At 61.6% G+C, this 13,789-nt stretch carries 16 protein-coding genes; all 16 read left to right on the top strand.

Features of this window, described 5'->3' with window-relative positions; genetic code table 11:
- Positions 1-6: 6 nt before the first annotated feature.
- A complete protein-coding gene (fliE, locus tag J3P93_RS19820; protein ID WP_090282354.1) occupies positions 7-336 on the top strand; it encodes a flagellar hook-basal body complex protein FliE in 330 nt (109 codons plus the stop codon).
- Between the two features lie 15 nt (positions 337-351).
- Entirely contained in the window at positions 352-2,139 is a 1,788-nt protein-coding gene (gene fliF / locus J3P93_RS19815; protein ID WP_090282355.1) for a flagellar basal-body MS-ring/collar protein FliF, read from the top strand.
- Positions 2,132-3,151: a flagellar motor switch protein FliG gene (gene fliG / locus J3P93_RS19810; RefSeq protein ID WP_016984305.1), complete on the top strand. Its 1,020-nt coding sequence runs from the start codon at positions 2,132-2,134 to the stop codon at positions 3,149-3,151. The genes fliF and fliG overlap by 8 nt, the downstream gene beginning before the upstream one ends.
- A 4-nt stretch (positions 3,152-3,155) precedes the next feature.
- The gene (fliH, locus tag J3P93_RS19805; protein WP_434591002.1) at positions 3,156-3,962 is read left to right on the top strand and encodes a flagellar assembly protein FliH; all 807 of its coding nucleotides are present in this window, start codon (positions 3,156-3,158) and stop codon (positions 3,960-3,962) included.
- Complete coding sequence (gene fliI / locus J3P93_RS19800; RefSeq protein ID WP_394508396.1) at positions 3,952-5,310, top strand: flagellar protein export ATPase FliI; 1,359 nt, start codon at positions 3,952-3,954, stop codon at positions 5,308-5,310. Before fliH ends, fliI begins: the two co-directional genes overlap by 11 nt.
- A 6-nt stretch (positions 5,311-5,316) precedes the next feature.
- The gene (gene fliJ, locus J3P93_RS19795) at positions 5,317-5,766 is read left to right on the top strand and encodes a flagellar export protein FliJ (protein ID WP_090282358.1); all 450 of its coding nucleotides are present in this window, start codon (positions 5,317-5,319) and stop codon (positions 5,764-5,766) included.
- A gap of 201 nt (positions 5,767-5,967) precedes the next feature.
- Entirely contained in the window at positions 5,968-6,273 is a 306-nt protein-coding gene (locus tag J3P93_RS19790; protein ID WP_434590998.1) for an STAS domain-containing protein, read from the top strand.
- A gap of 5 nt (positions 6,274-6,278) precedes the next feature.
- A complete protein-coding gene (locus tag J3P93_RS19785; protein ID WP_434590996.1) occupies positions 6,279-7,982 on the top strand; it encodes an ATP-binding SpoIIE family protein phosphatase in 1,704 nt (567 codons plus the stop codon).
- A 31-nt stretch (positions 7,983-8,013) separates the two neighbouring features.
- The gene (locus J3P93_RS19780) at positions 8,014-8,361 is read left to right on the top strand and encodes an Hpt domain-containing protein (RefSeq protein ID WP_434590994.1); all 348 of its coding nucleotides are present in this window, start codon (positions 8,014-8,016) and stop codon (positions 8,359-8,361) included.
- Between the two features lie 105 nt (positions 8,362-8,466).
- Positions 8,467-9,837 carry a flagellar hook-length control protein FliK gene (locus J3P93_RS19775; protein ID WP_434590991.1) on the top strand — a complete coding sequence of 457 codons (1,371 nt, stop codon included), beginning with the start codon at positions 8,467-8,469 and terminating at the stop codon, positions 9,835-9,837.
- Positions 9,838-10,316: 479 nt separating this feature from the next.
- Complete coding sequence (gene fliL, locus J3P93_RS19770; RefSeq protein ID WP_434590988.1) at positions 10,317-10,820, top strand: flagellar basal body-associated protein FliL; 504 nt, start codon at positions 10,317-10,319, stop codon at positions 10,818-10,820.
- A 9-nt stretch (positions 10,821-10,829) separates the two neighbouring features.
- Positions 10,830-11,798 carry a flagellar motor switch protein FliM gene (gene fliM, locus J3P93_RS19765; RefSeq protein WP_434590986.1) on the top strand — a complete coding sequence of 323 codons (969 nt, stop codon included), beginning with the start codon at positions 10,830-10,832 and terminating at the stop codon, positions 11,796-11,798.
- 55 nt (positions 11,799-11,853) lie between these two features.
- A complete protein-coding gene (gene fliN, locus J3P93_RS19760) occupies positions 11,854-12,312 on the top strand; it encodes a flagellar motor switch protein FliN (RefSeq protein ID WP_053118377.1) in 459 nt (152 codons plus the stop codon).
- Entirely contained in the window at positions 12,313-12,765 is a 453-nt protein-coding gene (fliO, locus tag J3P93_RS19755) for a flagellar biosynthetic protein FliO (RefSeq protein ID WP_434590983.1), read from the top strand. It abuts the gene before it with no gap.
- Positions 12,765-13,523 carry a flagellar type III secretion system pore protein FliP gene (gene fliP / locus J3P93_RS19750; RefSeq protein ID WP_394508390.1) on the top strand — a complete coding sequence of 253 codons (759 nt, stop codon included), beginning with the start codon at positions 12,765-12,767 and terminating at the stop codon, positions 13,521-13,523. The genes fliO and fliP overlap by 1 nt, the downstream gene beginning before the upstream one ends.
- Positions 13,520-13,789: a flagellar biosynthesis protein FliQ gene (gene fliQ / locus J3P93_RS19745; RefSeq protein ID WP_016771067.1), complete on the top strand. Its 270-nt coding sequence runs from the start codon at positions 13,520-13,522 to the stop codon at positions 13,787-13,789. Before fliP ends, fliQ begins: the two co-directional genes overlap by 4 nt.

The following is a 13,789-nucleotide window of genomic DNA, read 5'->3' as shown; positions in this document are numbered from 1 at the left end:
TAGACCATGAGCCAAGGTATTGAATTTAATCGGTTGATGATGGACATGCAGGCCATGAAAGTGGATGCCATGTCTGCGCGCAAATCGACCGCCGCTGTTCCTGAACTGGCGGGCAGCAGCTTTTCCGACATGCTCGGTCAGGCGATCAACAAAGTCAGCGATACCCAGCAGGCGTCGACTCAACTGGCCAACGCCTTCGAGGTCGGCAAGAGCGGCGTCGATCTGACCGACGTGATGGTCGCGTCGCAGAAAGCCAGCGTGTCGTTCCAGGCTCTGACCCAGGTGCGCAACAAACTGGTTCAGGCGTATCAAGACATCATGCAGATGCCGGTATAAGGGCGAGATTGAGTCATGGCAGAAGCAGTCGCTGATAACGTTCCGGCCAAGGCCACCCCGATCGACGGCAAACCGCCGCTGTTCGGCCTGTCCTTTCTGGAAAACCTTTCCCAGATGACCGTGCTGCGTCAGGTCGGCCTGTTGGTCGGTCTGGCTGCAAGCGTGGCGATTGGCTTTGCCGTGGTGCTGTGGTCGCAGCAGCCGGATTACCGTCCACTGTACGGCAGCCTCGCCGGGCTGGACGCCAAGCAGGTCATGGAAACCCTGGCCGCCGCTGACATTCCTTACAACGTAGAACCCAATTCTGGTGCTTTGCTGGTCAAGGCCGATGACCTGTCCCGTGCGCGGATGAAACTCGCAGCCGCTGGTGTCACTCCCAGCGACGGCAATATCGGTTTCGAAATCCTCGACAAGGAACAGGGTCTGGGCACCAGCCAGTTCATGGAAGCGACCCGTTATCGTCGCGGCCTCGAAGGTGAACTGGCGCGGACCATTTCCAGCCTGAACAACGTCAAGGGCGCCCGCGTGCACCTGGCGATTCCGAAAAGTTCGGTGTTCGTGCGTGACGAGCGCAAGCCGAGCGCTTCGGTACTGGTCGAGCTCTACAGCGGTCGTTCGCTGGAGCCGGGCCAGGTGGTGGCGATCATCAATCTGGTGGCGACGTCCGTTCCCGAGCTGAGCAAATCGCAGATCACCGTCGTCGATCAGAAGGGCAACCTGCTCTCCGATCAGGCGGAAAACTCCGAAATGACCATGGCCGGCAAGCAGTTCGATTACAGCCGCCGCATGGAAAGCATGCTCACCCAGCGCGTGCACAACATTCTGCAACCGGTACTGGGCAACGATCGCTACAAGGCTGAAGTCTCCGCCGACATCGATTTCAGTGCCGTCGAGTCGACCGCCGAGCAGTTCAACCCGGATCAACCGGCGCTGCGCAGCGAGCAGTCGGTCAACGAACAACGCACCGCCAGCAATGGCCCGCAAGGTGTGCCGGGTGCCCTGAGCAACCAGCCACCGTCGCCAGCCTCGGCACCGCAAACTACCGGCGGCGCTGCTGCTCCGGCGGGGATGATCCAGCCAGGTCAGCCACTGGTCGATGCCAACGGTCAGCAGATCATGGACCCGGCCACCGGCCAGCCGATGCTCGCGCCATACCCGGCAGACAAGCGTCAACAATCCACCAAGAACTTTGAGCTCGACCGTTCGATCAGCCACACCAAACAGCAACAGGGCCGTCTGAATCGCCTGTCGGTGTCGGTGGTGGTTGACGATCAGGTCAAGGTCAACGCGGCCAACGGCGAAACCAGCCGTGCACCGTGGACCGCCGACGAATTGGCGCGCTTCACCCGTCTGGTGCAGGACGCCGTCGGTTTCGACGCCAGCCGTGGCGACAGCGTCAGCGTGATCAACATGCCGTTCTCCGCCGAGCGCGGCGAAGTGATTGCCGATATTCCGTTCTACTCCCAGCCATGGTTCTGGGACATCGTCAAACAAGTGCTGGGTGTGTTGTTCATCCTGGTGCTGGTGTTTGGTGTGCTGCGTCCGGTGCTCAACAACATCACCGGCGGTGGCAAAGGCAAGGAGCTGGCCGGTCTGGGCAGCGACGTGGAACTCGGTGGCATGGGCGGCCTGGACGGCGAACTGGCCAACGACCGCGTAAGCCTCGGTGGTCCGCAGAGCATTCTGTTGCCGAGCCCGAGCGAGGGTTATGACGCGCAGCTGAATGCAATCAAGAGTCTGGTAGCTGAAGACCCGGGTCGCGTGGCTCAGGTCGTGAAAGAGTGGATTAACGCAGATGAGTGATAACCGAGCCGCCACCCTCAAACTGACCAAGGTCGACAAAGCCGCGATTCTGCTGCTGTCCCTCGGTTCGACCGATGCTGCGCAAGTGCTGCGCCACATGGGCCCGAAAGAAGTGCAGCGGGTCGGCGTGGCCATGGCGCAGATGGGCAACGTCCATCGCGAGCAGGTCGAGCAAGTCATGAGCGAGTTCGTCGACATCGTCGGCGATCAGACCAGCCTCGGCGTCGGCTCCGACGACTACGTGCGCAAAATGCTCACCCAGGCGCTGGGCGAAGACAAGGCCAACGGCCTGATCGACCGCATCCTGCTCGGTGGCAACACCAGTGGCCTGGACAGCCTGAAATGGATGGAGCCGCGCGCGGTCGCCGACGTCATCCGTTACGAACACCCGCAGATCCAGGCGATCGTGGTCGCGTACCTCGACCCGGATCAGGCCGGTGAGGTGCTCGGCAACTTCGACCACAAGGTGCGTCTGGACATCATCCTGCGCGTCTCGTCGTTGAACACCGTGCAGCCGGCGGCATTGAAAGAGCTCAACCAGATTCTCGAGAAGCAGTTCTCCGGTAACTCGAATGCCTCGCGCACCACTCTGGGTGGCATCAAGCGGGCGGCCGACATCATGAACTTCCTCGACAGCTCGATCGAAGGCCAGCTCATGGACTCGATCCGCGAAGTCGACGAAGACCTGTCCGGTCAGATCGAAGACCTCATGTTCGTGTTCAACAACCTGGCGGACGTCGACGACCGCGGGATTCAGGCGCTGCTGCGCGAAGTCTCGTCCGATGTGCTGGTGCTGGCCCTCAAGGGTTCGGACGAAGGCGTCAAGGAAAAGATCTTCAAGAACATGTCCAAGCGTGCCGCCGAACTGTTGCGCGACGACCTCGAAGCCAAGGGCCCGGTGCGCGTCAGCGACGTCGAAACCGCGCAGAAGGAAATCCTCACCATTGCCCGCCGCATGGCCGAAGCCGGCGAGATCGTGCTCGGTGGCAAGGGCGGCGAGGAAATGATCTAAGCCCATGGACAAGCCTGACGAGTCTGTGACGGATCTGATCCGCGCCCGCGATGTTCGTGGTTTCGAATCGTGGGCGCTGCCCAGCTTCGACCCGCCAAAACCGGAACCCGAGCCCGAGCCGGAACCCGAACCGCCGGAGATGGAAGAAGTGCCGCTGGAGGAAGTCCAGCCACTGACCCTGGAAGAACTCGAAAGCATCCGCCAGGAGGCTTACAACGAGGGCTTCGCCATCGGCGAAAAGGAAGGTTTCCACAGCGCCACGCTGAAGGTGCGTCAAGAAGCCGAAGTGGCGCTGGCGGCGAAACTCGCCAGCCTCGAGCAACTGATGGCGCACCTGTTCGAGCCGATCGCCGAGCAGGACACGCAGATCGAAAAGTCGCTGGTCGACCTCGTGCAGCACATCACCAGACAGGTGATCAAGCGCGAGCTGGCCATCGACTCGAGCCAGATCGAACTCGTCATGCGCGACGCCCTCAAGCTGTTGCCGCTGGGCGTTGATAACGTGCGCCTGTACGTCAATCCGCAGGATTTCGAGCAAGCGAAAAGCCTGCGCGAACGTCACGAAGAAACCTGGCGCATCGTCGAAGACGAAGCGCTGATGCCGGGTGGCTGCCGGGTTGAAACCGCGCACAGCCGCATCGATGCGAGCATCGAGACCCGCGTCGCGCAGGTCATGGACAAGCTGTTCGACCAGTTGCACGAGCAGGCCTTGCACCCGGCCGAGGCCGACCTGAGCCTGGACATCCCCGACGACATCAAGCCGACGGCTGCTGCTGAAGAGCCGCTCGCGGATCACCCCGATGCGCCTTGAACGCACCAGCTTCGCCAAGCGCCTGAGCACCTATGCCGAGGCCACCGAAATGGCCGGCGCGCCGATTCTCGAAGGGCGTCTGCTGCGCATGGTCGGCCTGACGCTCGAAGCCGAGGGCTTGCGCGCGGCCATGGGCACGCGCTGCCTGGTGATCAACGACGACAGCTATCACCCCTCGCAGGTCGAAGCGGAAGTCATGGGCTTTTCTGGCAGCAAAGTCTTTCTGATGCCGGTCGGCAGCGTCGCCGGGATTGCCCCGGGCGCCCGCGTGGTGCCGCTGGCCGAGACCGGTCGCTTGCCGATGGGCATGAGCATGCTCGGTCGCGTGCTCGATGGTGCCGGTCGCGCGCTGGACGGCAAGGGCGGCATGAAAGCCGAAGACTGGGTGCCGATGGATGGCCCGACGATCAACCCGCTCAACCGTGACCCGATCAGCGAGCCACTGGACGTCGGTATCCGTTGCATCAACGGTTTGTTGACGGTCGGTCGCGGGCAGCGCCTGGGCCTGTTCGCCGGTACCGGCGTCGGTAAATCGGTACTGCTGGGCATGATGACCCGCTTCACCGAAGCCGACATTATTGTCGTCGGCCTGATCGGCGAGCGCGGTCGCGAAGTTAAAGAATTCATCGAGCACAGCCTGGGTGAGGAAGGCCTCAAGCGTTCCGTGGTGGTCGCCTCGCCGGCGGACGATGCGCCGCTGATGCGTTTGCGCGCGGCGATGTACTGCACGCGCATCGCCGAGTATTTTCGCGACAAGGGCAAGAACGTCCTGTTGCTGATGGACTCGCTGACCCGTTTCGCCCAGGCCCAGCGGGAAATTGCCCTGGCCATCGGCGAGCCGCCAGCGACCAAGGGTTATCCGCCGTCGGTGTTCGCCAAACTGCCGAAACTGGTCGAACGGGCCGGTAACGCGGAGAAGGGCGGCGGCTCGATCACAGCGTTCTACACCGTGCTCTCCGAGGGCGACGACCAGCAGGACCCGATTGCCGACTCGGCGCGAGGCGTGCTCGACGGCCACATTGTGCTGTCCCGGCGCCTCGCCGAAGAAGGGCATTACCCGGCCATCGACATCGAAGCGTCGATCAGCCGGGTGATGCCGGCGGTGGTCTCGCCGGAACACATGCAGCGTGCGCAATACTTCAAACAACTGTGGTCGCGCTATCAGCAGAGCCGCGACCTGATCAGCGTCGGCGCCTACGTCGCTGGCGGCGATCGCGAGACCGATCTGGCGATTTCCCTGCAAGCGCAACTGGTCCGCTATCAGCGGCAGGGTCTCAACGACAAGATCACCATGGGCGAAAGCCAGGCCTACCTCGAGACCTTGTTCGCCCCGGCGGCGGGCGGGTAAGCGGTCATGGCCGTCAGCCGCGCCGCGCGCCTGGCACCGGTGGTGGAAATGGCCGAGAAGGCCGAGAAAACCGCCGTGCAACGCATGGCTTATTTCCAGGGGCAGGTGACAGTCGCCGAGAGCAAACTCGCCGACCTCAATGCCTTTCGTCTGGATTACTCGCAGCAGTGGATCGTGCGCGGCAGCACCGGCGTGTCCGGTCAATGGCTGCTCGGGTTCCAGGGCTTTCTGGCGCAGCTCGACACCGCCGTCGACCAGCAGCGCCAGAGTCTGGTCTGGCACCAGAACAATCTCGACAAGGCACGCAATGAGTGGCAACAGGCGTTCGCTCGCGTCGAGGGTTTGCGCAAACTGGTCCAGCGTTATCGCGACGAGGCGCAGCGTCTGGAAGACAAGCGCGAACAGAAGCTGCTCGACGAATTGTCCCAGCGCCTGCCGCGGCGTGATGCCTTCTAAACTCACCGCTGAACCCCTGTGGGAGCGAGCCTGCTCGCGAAAGCGCAGTGTCCGTCACCCTTTAGTCAACTGACAGGATGCTTTCGCGAGCAGGCTCGCTCCCACACTGACATCCACATATGATCAACCGTTGCGCCTTGCCCCATCCCTATCCAGGTGCTAAACCTTGTACAGGTTCGTCAATGACAAGGAAGCCAGTCAATGTCAGTCGTTACACAAGTCTCTCCAGACCAGAAAAAACTCACGATAGCGGTGAAGGGGCGGTTCGATTTTGGTCGCCATCAGGAATTTCGCGAGTCGTATGAAAAGCTCGATACCAAACCCGAGTCCATCGTCGTCGACCTGAAAGAAGCCACCTACCTCGACAGTTCGGCACTGGGCATGCTGCTTTTGCTACGCGATCACGCCGGTGGCGACCAGTCGGATATCCGCGTGGTCAACAGCAGTTCCGATGTGAAGAAAATCCTCGCGATCTCCAACTTCGACAAACTGTTCGACATCAGTTGACGGCCATGCAGGCGCAAGAGCCGCTGACCGTTCTGATCGCCGAAGACAGTGCCGCCGATCGCTTGCTGCTGTCGACCATCGTCCGTCGTCAGGGTCATCACGTGCTGACAGCAGCGAACGGTGCCGAGGCGGTCGATACCTTCAAGCGGCAACATCCCGATCTGGTCCTGATGGACGCGCTGATGCCGGTGATGGACGGCTTCGAAGCTGCGCGGCAGATCAAGGCGCTGGCGGGCGAGACGCTGGTGCCGATCATCTTCCTCACCTCGCTGACCGAAAGCGAAGCGTTGGTTCGCTGCCTGGAGGCGGGTGGTGACGACTTTCTGGCGAAGCCGTACAACCAGGTGATCCTCGCCGCCAAAATCAAGGCGATGGATCGCTTGCGCCGTTTGCAGGCGACGGTTCTGCAACAGCGCGACCTGATCGCCCGGCATCACGATTACCTGCTCAATGAACAGCGCGTCGCCAAAGCGGTGTTCGACAAAGTCGCGCATTCCGGTTGCCTGAATGCGCCGAACATTCGCTATCTGCAATCGCCCTATGCGCTGTTCAACGGTGACCTGTTGCTGGCGGCGTACACGCCGGCCGGTGACATGCACGTCATGCTCGGAGATTTCACCGGCCACGGCTTGCCGGCGGCGGTGGGGGCGATGCCGCTGGCCGAGGTGTTTTACGGAATGACCGCCAAAGGCTACGGTCTGGCCGAAACCCTGCGTGAGATGAACGCCAAGCTCAAGCGCATTCTGCCGGTGGACATGTTCTGCTGCGCCACACTGCTCTGTTTGAGTTTCCAGAGCCGTTCGGTGGAGGTGTGGAATGGCGGCATGCCGGATGGTTATCTGCACCGCATGGCTACGGGCGAGCGGGTGCCGTTGCCGTCGGCGCACTTACCGCTGGGGATTCTCAGCGCTGAGGCGTTCGACGACCGCACCGACGTGTATCCGATGGCCGTCGACGATCGGGTATTTCTCTTATCTGACGGGGTGATCGATACCGGCGATGGTCATGACCAGTTGTTCGGCGTTGAGCGCTTGCAGCAGGTGTTCGCCGCCAATCGCCAGGCAGATCGTTTGTTCGAGGACATCGAGCAGGCGCTGCGCGATTTTGGTGGCGAGGCGCGTGACGATGTCAGTATGGTCGAGGTCAGCCTGCTTGAGTCCGTGCCGGCGCAGACGCTGGCGCCGGTGTATTCCGACAGTGGGCAGTCGAGCCCGCTGGACTGGTCGGTGAGTTTCGAATTCCGTGGTGCCACGCTCAAGCGCTTCAATCCCCTGCCTTATCTGCTGCAACTGTTGCAGGAGGTGCACGGGCTGCGCACGCAAAGTGGTGCGCTCTACAGCGTGCTGGCCGAGTTGTATTCCAACGCGCTGGAGCATGGCGTGCTTGGCCTGGACTCCAGTCTCAAGCGCGATGCAGCCGGCTTTGCTCTTTATTATCAGCAACGCAATGACCGCCTCGAAGCGCTGCAGGACGGTTTTGTTCGTGTGCATCTGCAGGTGCAGCCGCGCGACTCGGGTGGCAGTCTGCTGATTCGGGTCGAGGACAGCGGCAAGGGTTTCGATGTCGCCAAGGTCATGGAGCGGCCGCTGGAAGGGCTCCGTCTGTCGGGTCGCGGTGTCGGTCTGGTCCGGCAACTGGGGCATAACGCTCGCTGGGCGGACGAAGGTCGTAGTGCCTGCGTGGAGTTTTTCTGGGGGATTGAGGCATAATCCGCGAAATTCTTGATCAAGGAGTGAGCAAGTGACTGACTTACACATAGATCGCGAAGCGCTGTGCGTGTTGCGTGAGGTCATGGAGGAGGGCTATACAGAGCTTCTGGATACTTTTCTGGCGGATTCAGAAAGTCGCTTGGCCGAGCTGCGCAATGCGGTGGATGCCAAGGCGTTATCGGAAGTTGCCCATAGCTTCAAGGGCAGCGCCAGTAACATGGGCGCGGTTCGCCTGGCCGCGTTGTGCGAGGATCTGGAGTCGAGCGCCAAAGATCAGACGCCTGAAGCACGGGCGCAACTGGTCGCTCGCATCGCCGGTGAGTTCGCCGACGTGCGTCCTGTGTACGAAAACGAAAAGCACCACGCCCATACCCACTGATCCGGCCGTCCGGCGCTTTTTCCAAGCGCCGGCGATATCTGGCCCGGCACTTGCAGATAACTCCGCAACTGTACCTACGATCCCAGTGCAGCGGAGACCCGTTTCATGCCTGCGACCCCTAACATCCTTATTCAGAATGCCGCTCAGGCCAAGGCGCAAGCCGCCTCGGCCAAAACGCCGGCAATGGCCGCAGACACCGGGGATAAAGCCTCCAGCTTCGCCAAAGTGTTCGCCGATCAGGGCTCGAACAAGCCCGTCGCCAGCGCTGACAATTCGCCCAAACCGGCGCGCGACAAGGTCGCCGATACCGGCGGCAAAAAAGACCTCGGCAAGGATCAGTCTGCCGCTGCGCAGCCGGCGGTTGCCGATAGCGGCAATGACTTGCCTGCCGATAAAACCGCAGTCAGTGACGACACGGCCGCCGGCAGCGACGCCAGTGCGGACACCCCACAGACGCCGGTCGCTGAAACTACACCGGTTGATCCGGCGCTGGATCCGGCATTGGTTGCCGCTGCGCAACCGCTGATCGCCGCGCCTGTCGTACAGGCGCCGGCCGTCGTCGCCACTGCCCAGCCGGAAGTCGAGACGCCTGCGCTGGCTGCTTTGCCGGGCATGGTCAAAGATCCGGCGGCTACCCCTGCCAGCGATTTCGACCCGTCCGCCGATCCACTCGATTCGCTCCCCGCGGTGCGTATGGCGATGGAGCAGGGCGGGCATATTTCCGCCGCCAGCCAGGCACAACCGAAAGCCCCGCCGGCTCAGGCTCAGGCCGACGGCGAATTGACTGCGGCACAGAACTTCGCGGCCGGCATGGCCAGCATGCTCGATGTGCAGGCTGACAAGGACAGCACCAGCCAGGGTGGCGAGAAAGCCTTCAGCGGCTTGATTGACGATGGTCTCAAGGATCTGACATCAGCAACCAGCGACACCCGCGTCGATGACTTCGCCAACCGCTTGGCAGCGTTGACCCAGGCCGCCACGCCGAAGACCGCCAATGCGGTGCCGGTGAATCAGCCGATCGCCATGCACCAGAGCGGCTGGACCGAAGAAGTGGTCAACCGCGTCATGTATCTGTCGAGTGCCAACCTGAAAGCGGCGGACATTCAGCTGCAACCGGCCGAACTCGGGCGTCTGGACATCCGCGTGAACATGGTCCCGGACCAGCAGACGCAGGTGACGTTCATGAGTGCGCACCCAAGCGTACGTGAAGCGCTGGACAGCCAGATGCATCGCCTGCGCGACATGTTCAACCAGCAGGGCATGGGCCAGGTCGACGTCAATGTCGCCGACCAGAACCGTGGCTGGCAGGGCCAGCAAGGCCAGGAACAGGCGCAGCAGGGCCAGAGCGGGCGCACCAGCGCTGCCGGCGGTCGCCTTGATGCGTTGGACGAAGAGTTGGCACCGGCCAGCGTGGCTGAAGTGGCGGCTCAGACCACCAGCGTGATTGGCAGCAGCGCGGTCGATTATTACGCCTGATCGCTTCAGATCAAAAGCCCCTCACCCTAGCCCTCTCCCAGAGGGAGAGGGGACTGATTGGGGGGATGCTCAGGATGTTTGCCGTCCTGATGGTTTTGCGCTGAATCCCATTGCTGAATCTCGTCGTCCGACCCGTAATCGACTCGGTCTGTCAGGCCGACGCATAACCAAAACCCCACTCGGTCTGCTCCCTCTCCCTCCGGGAGAGGGTTGGGGTGAGGGTGGTTTTTGACTTTGGCGCTGTCTGCGCCGCCTCCGACACTTCTGGCATACGCTTGCTCTTGCCTGAACTCGGTCTGTCAGGCCGGCGCATAACCAAAACCCGACTCAATCTGCTCTCTCTCCCTCCGGGAGAGGCTGGGGTGAGGGTGGCTTTTGACTTTGGCGTTGTCTGCGCACGCTCCGACACTTCTGGCATAACACTTGCTCTTGCCTAGCCGTGCAACTGTAAAACCCCCGATTAGTGACGGATTATTGGCATGGCGAAGAGCGAAGCAGCAGCGGTAAAAGACCCGGCAACCAAAGGCAAACTCAAGCTGATCATTGTGATCGTGCTGGCCTTGCTGTTGGCCATCGGCGCGTCCGTAGGGGCGACCTGGTTCTTCATGCACAGCGCCCAGAGCAAGCCTGCCGAGGCCGCCGAAGCTGTGCCGGTCGGCAAGCAGGCGGCGATCTTCGAGCCGATGGCACCGGCCTTCGTTGCCAACTACAACCAGAACGGCCGTCAGCGCTACATGCAGGTGAGCATCACCATGCTGGCACGCAATCAGGCCGATCTGGACGCGCTCAAAGTGCACATGCCGGTGATCCGCAACAACCTGGTGATGCTGTTCTCCGGTCAGGATTTCGCCACTTTGGCGACCCCGGTCGGTCAAGAGATGTTGCGCCAGAAGGCCACCGCCAGCGTCCAGGAAGTGGCGCAGAAAGAGCTGGGCAAAGTGGTCATCGAACAGTTGCTCTTCACTAATTTCGTACTGCAGTAGGAACACGACATGGCCGTGCAGGATCTGCTGTCCCAGGATGAAATCGACGCGCTGTTGCATGGCGTCGACGATGGTCTGGTACAGACCGATAACGCTGCCGAACCCGGCAGTGTCAAAAGCTACGACCTGACCAGCCAGGATCGCATCGTCCGTGGACGCATGCCGACGCTGGAAATGATCAACGAGCGTTTCGCCCGCTACACCCGCATCAGCATGTTCAACATGCTGCGCCGCTCCGCGGACGTTGCCGTCGGTGGCGTGCAGGTGATGAAGTTCGGCGAATACGTACACTCGCTGTACGTGCCGACCAGCCTCAACCTGGTCAAGATCAAACCGTTGCGCGGCACCGCGCTGTTCATCCTCGACGCCAAACTGGTGTTCAAGCTGGTCGACAACTTCTTCGGCGGCGACGGCCGTCACGCGAAGATCGAAGGGCGTGAATTTACCCCGACCGAACTGCGCGTGGTGCGCATGGTGCTGGAACAGGCCTTCGTCGATCTGAAAGAAGCCTGGCAGGCGATCATGGAAGTCAATTTCGAGTACATCAACTCGGAAGTGAACCCGGCCATGGCCAACATCGTCGGCCCGAGCGAAGCGATCGTGGTTTCCACCTTCCACATCGAACTCGATGGCGGTGGCGGTGATCTGCACGTCACCATGCCGTATTCGATGATCGAGCCGGTGCGCGAAATGCTCGATGCCGGTTTCCAGTCCGACCTCGACGATCAGGACGAACGCTGGGTCAATGCCCTGCGCCAGGACGTGCTCGATGTCGACGTGCCGATCGACGCCACCGTGGCCCGCCGTCAGTTGAAGCTGCGCGACATCCTGCACATGCAGCCGGGTGACGTGATCCCGGTCGAGATGCCGGAAGACATGATCATGCGCGCCAACGGCGTGCCGGCCTTCAAGGTCAAGATGGGCTCGCACAAAGGCAACCTCGCGTTGCAAGTGATCGAGCCGATCGAGCGTCGCTGAGGCGGCGCTTTCCACCCCCGCATTTAACCGAATTGTTGCCCGCCGAGGACACATGATGAACGACGATATGAACGCGCAGGACGATCAGGCACTGGCCGATGAATGGGCTGCGGCCCTGGAAGAAACCGGTGACGCTGGCCAGGCTGACATCGATGCACTGCTGGCCGCCGATGCCGGTGCTGCGAGCTCCAATCGCCTGCCGATGGAAGAGTTCGGCAGCGTGCCGAAAAACAACGACCCGGTAACCCTCGACGGCCCGAACCTGGACGTGATTCTCGACATTCCGGTGTCGATCTCGATGGAAGTCGGCAGCACCGACATCAACATCCGCAACCTGCTGCAACTCAACCAGGGCTCGGTGATCGAGCTCGATCGTCTGGCCGGCGAGCCGCTGGACGTGCTGGTCAACGGCACCCTGATCGCCCACGGCGAAGTGGTAGTGGTCAACGAGAAATTCGGCATCCGCCTGACCGACGTGATCAGCCCAAGCGAACGCATCAAGAAGCTGCGCTGAGTGAAAAGGTTTCTCTGGACTCTGCTGGCATTGCCGTTGAGCGTGCTGGCCGCCGAGCCGGGCGCAACCACTGCTGCGCCTGCCGCCACCGCGCCGATGGTCAACAGCGGCGTGGCCGGACAGTTGACGCAGCTGGTGTTCGGCTTGCTGCTGGTGCTGGGCCTGATCTTCTTCCTTGCCTGGCTGTTGCGCCGGGTGCAGCAGGCAGGTCCGGCGGGCAAGGGCCAGGTCATCGAGCTGATCGGTTCGCGCGCGCTCGGCCCGCGTGACCGCTTGATGCTGGTGCAGGTCGGCAACGAGCAGATTCTGCTTGGCCTCAGCCCTGGCAGTATCACTGCGCTGCACGTGCTCAAGGAGCCGGTCGAAGTGCCCACCGCCAGCGAAAAAGCCACACCGGAATTTGCCCAGCATCTGCTGAAGATTCTCGGCAAGGATCAAAAGGATACGAAGTAATGGCTGCGCTCCGCATCGTCTTGACGCTGGCCCTGATGCTGGCCGCGCCGTTGGCATTGGCTGCCGATCCGTTGTCGATCCCGGCGATCACCCTGGGCACCAATGCCGACGGCGCGCAGGAATACTCGGTCAGCCTGCAGATCCTGCTGATCATGACCGCCCTGAGTTTCATTCCGGCGGCCGTGATCCTGATGACCAGCTTCACCCGGATCATCATCGTCTTCTCGATCCTGCGTCAGGCCCTCGGCCTGCAACAGACGCCGTCGAACCAGATCCTCACCGGCATGGCGCTGTTTTTGACCCTGTTCATCATGGCCCCGGTGTTCGATCGGGTGAACAAGGACGCGCTGCAACCGTATCTGGCCGAAACCCTCACCGCGCAGCAGGCGGTGGAGAAGGCCCAGGTGCCGATCAAGGACTTCATGCTCGCCCAGACCCGCACCAGCGATCTGGAGCTGTTCATGCGCCTGTCCAAGCGCACCGACATCGCCAGCCCGGATCAGGCGCCGCTGACCATTCTGGTGCCGGCGTTTGTCACCTCCGAACTTAAAACCGCATTCCAGATCGGCTTCATGATCTTCATCCCGTTCCTGATCATCGACCTCGTCGTCGCGAGCGTGCTGATGGCCATGGGTATGATGATGCTCTCGCCGCTGATTATTTCGCTGCCGTTCAAGATCATGCTGTTCGTGCTGGTCGATGGCTGGGCGCTGATCATCGGCACCCTCGCCAGCAGTTTTGGAGGTGTCTCGCCATGACGCCGGAAGTTGCGGTCGATATCTTTCGTGAAGCGCTGTGGCTGACCACCATGATGGTCGCCATACTGGTGGTGCCGAGCCTGCTGGTCGGTCTGCTGGTGTCGATGTTTCAGGCCGCGACGCAGATCAACGAACAGACCCTGAGCTTTCTGCCGCGTCTGCTGGTGATGCTGGTGACGTTGATCATCGGTGGTCCGTGGATCGTGCAGACGTTCATGGAATACATCATCCAGCTGTACAAAAACATTCCGATGGTCATCGGCTAA

The organism is Pseudomonas sp. R3-57 (assembly GCF_051132065.1).
Classification (GTDB): Bacteria; Pseudomonadota; Gammaproteobacteria; order Pseudomonadales; family Pseudomonadaceae; genus Aquipseudomonas.
The sequence above is the reverse complement of the archived record's forward strand: the minus strand, read 5'-3'. Positions and strand labels throughout refer to the sequence as shown.

Excerpts from the sequence above, each read along its gene's own strand:
- fliE (WP_090282354.1), top strand. The coding sequence starts at position 7 with ATGAGCCAAGGTATTGAATTTAATCGGTTGATGATGGACATGCAGGCC.
- fliF (WP_090282355.1), top strand. The coding sequence starts at position 352 with ATGGCAGAAGCAGTCGCTGATAACGTTCCGGCCAAGGCCACCCCGATC.
- fliG (WP_016984305.1), top strand. The coding sequence starts at position 2,132 with ATGAGTGATAACCGAGCCGCCACCCTCAAACTGACCAAGGTCGACAAA.
- fliH (WP_434591002.1), top strand. The coding sequence starts at position 3,156 with ATGGACAAGCCTGACGAGTCTGTGACGGATCTGATCCGCGCCCGCGAT.
- fliI (WP_394508396.1), top strand. The coding sequence starts at position 3,952 with ATGCGCCTTGAACGCACCAGCTTCGCCAAGCGCCTGAGCACCTATGCC.
- fliJ (WP_090282358.1), top strand. The coding sequence starts at position 5,317 with ATGGCCGTCAGCCGCGCCGCGCGCCTGGCACCGGTGGTGGAAATGGCC.
- J3P93_RS19790 (WP_434590998.1), top strand. The coding sequence starts at position 5,968 with ATGTCAGTCGTTACACAAGTCTCTCCAGACCAGAAAAAACTCACGATA.
- J3P93_RS19785 (WP_434590996.1), top strand. The coding sequence starts at position 6,279 with ATGCAGGCGCAAGAGCCGCTGACCGTTCTGATCGCCGAAGACAGTGCC.
- J3P93_RS19775 (WP_434590991.1), top strand. The coding sequence starts at position 8,467 with ATGCCTGCGACCCCTAACATCCTTATTCAGAATGCCGCTCAGGCCAAG.
- fliL (WP_434590988.1), top strand. The coding sequence starts at position 10,317 with ATGGCGAAGAGCGAAGCAGCAGCGGTAAAAGACCCGGCAACCAAAGGC.
- fliM (WP_434590986.1), top strand. The coding sequence starts at position 10,830 with ATGGCCGTGCAGGATCTGCTGTCCCAGGATGAAATCGACGCGCTGTTG.
- fliN (WP_053118377.1), top strand. The coding sequence starts at position 11,854 with ATGAACGACGATATGAACGCGCAGGACGATCAGGCACTGGCCGATGAA.
- fliP (WP_394508390.1), top strand. The coding sequence starts at position 12,765 with ATGGCTGCGCTCCGCATCGTCTTGACGCTGGCCCTGATGCTGGCCGCG.
- fliQ (WP_016771067.1), top strand. The coding sequence starts at position 13,520 with ATGACGCCGGAAGTTGCGGTCGATATCTTTCGTGAAGCGCTGTGGCTG.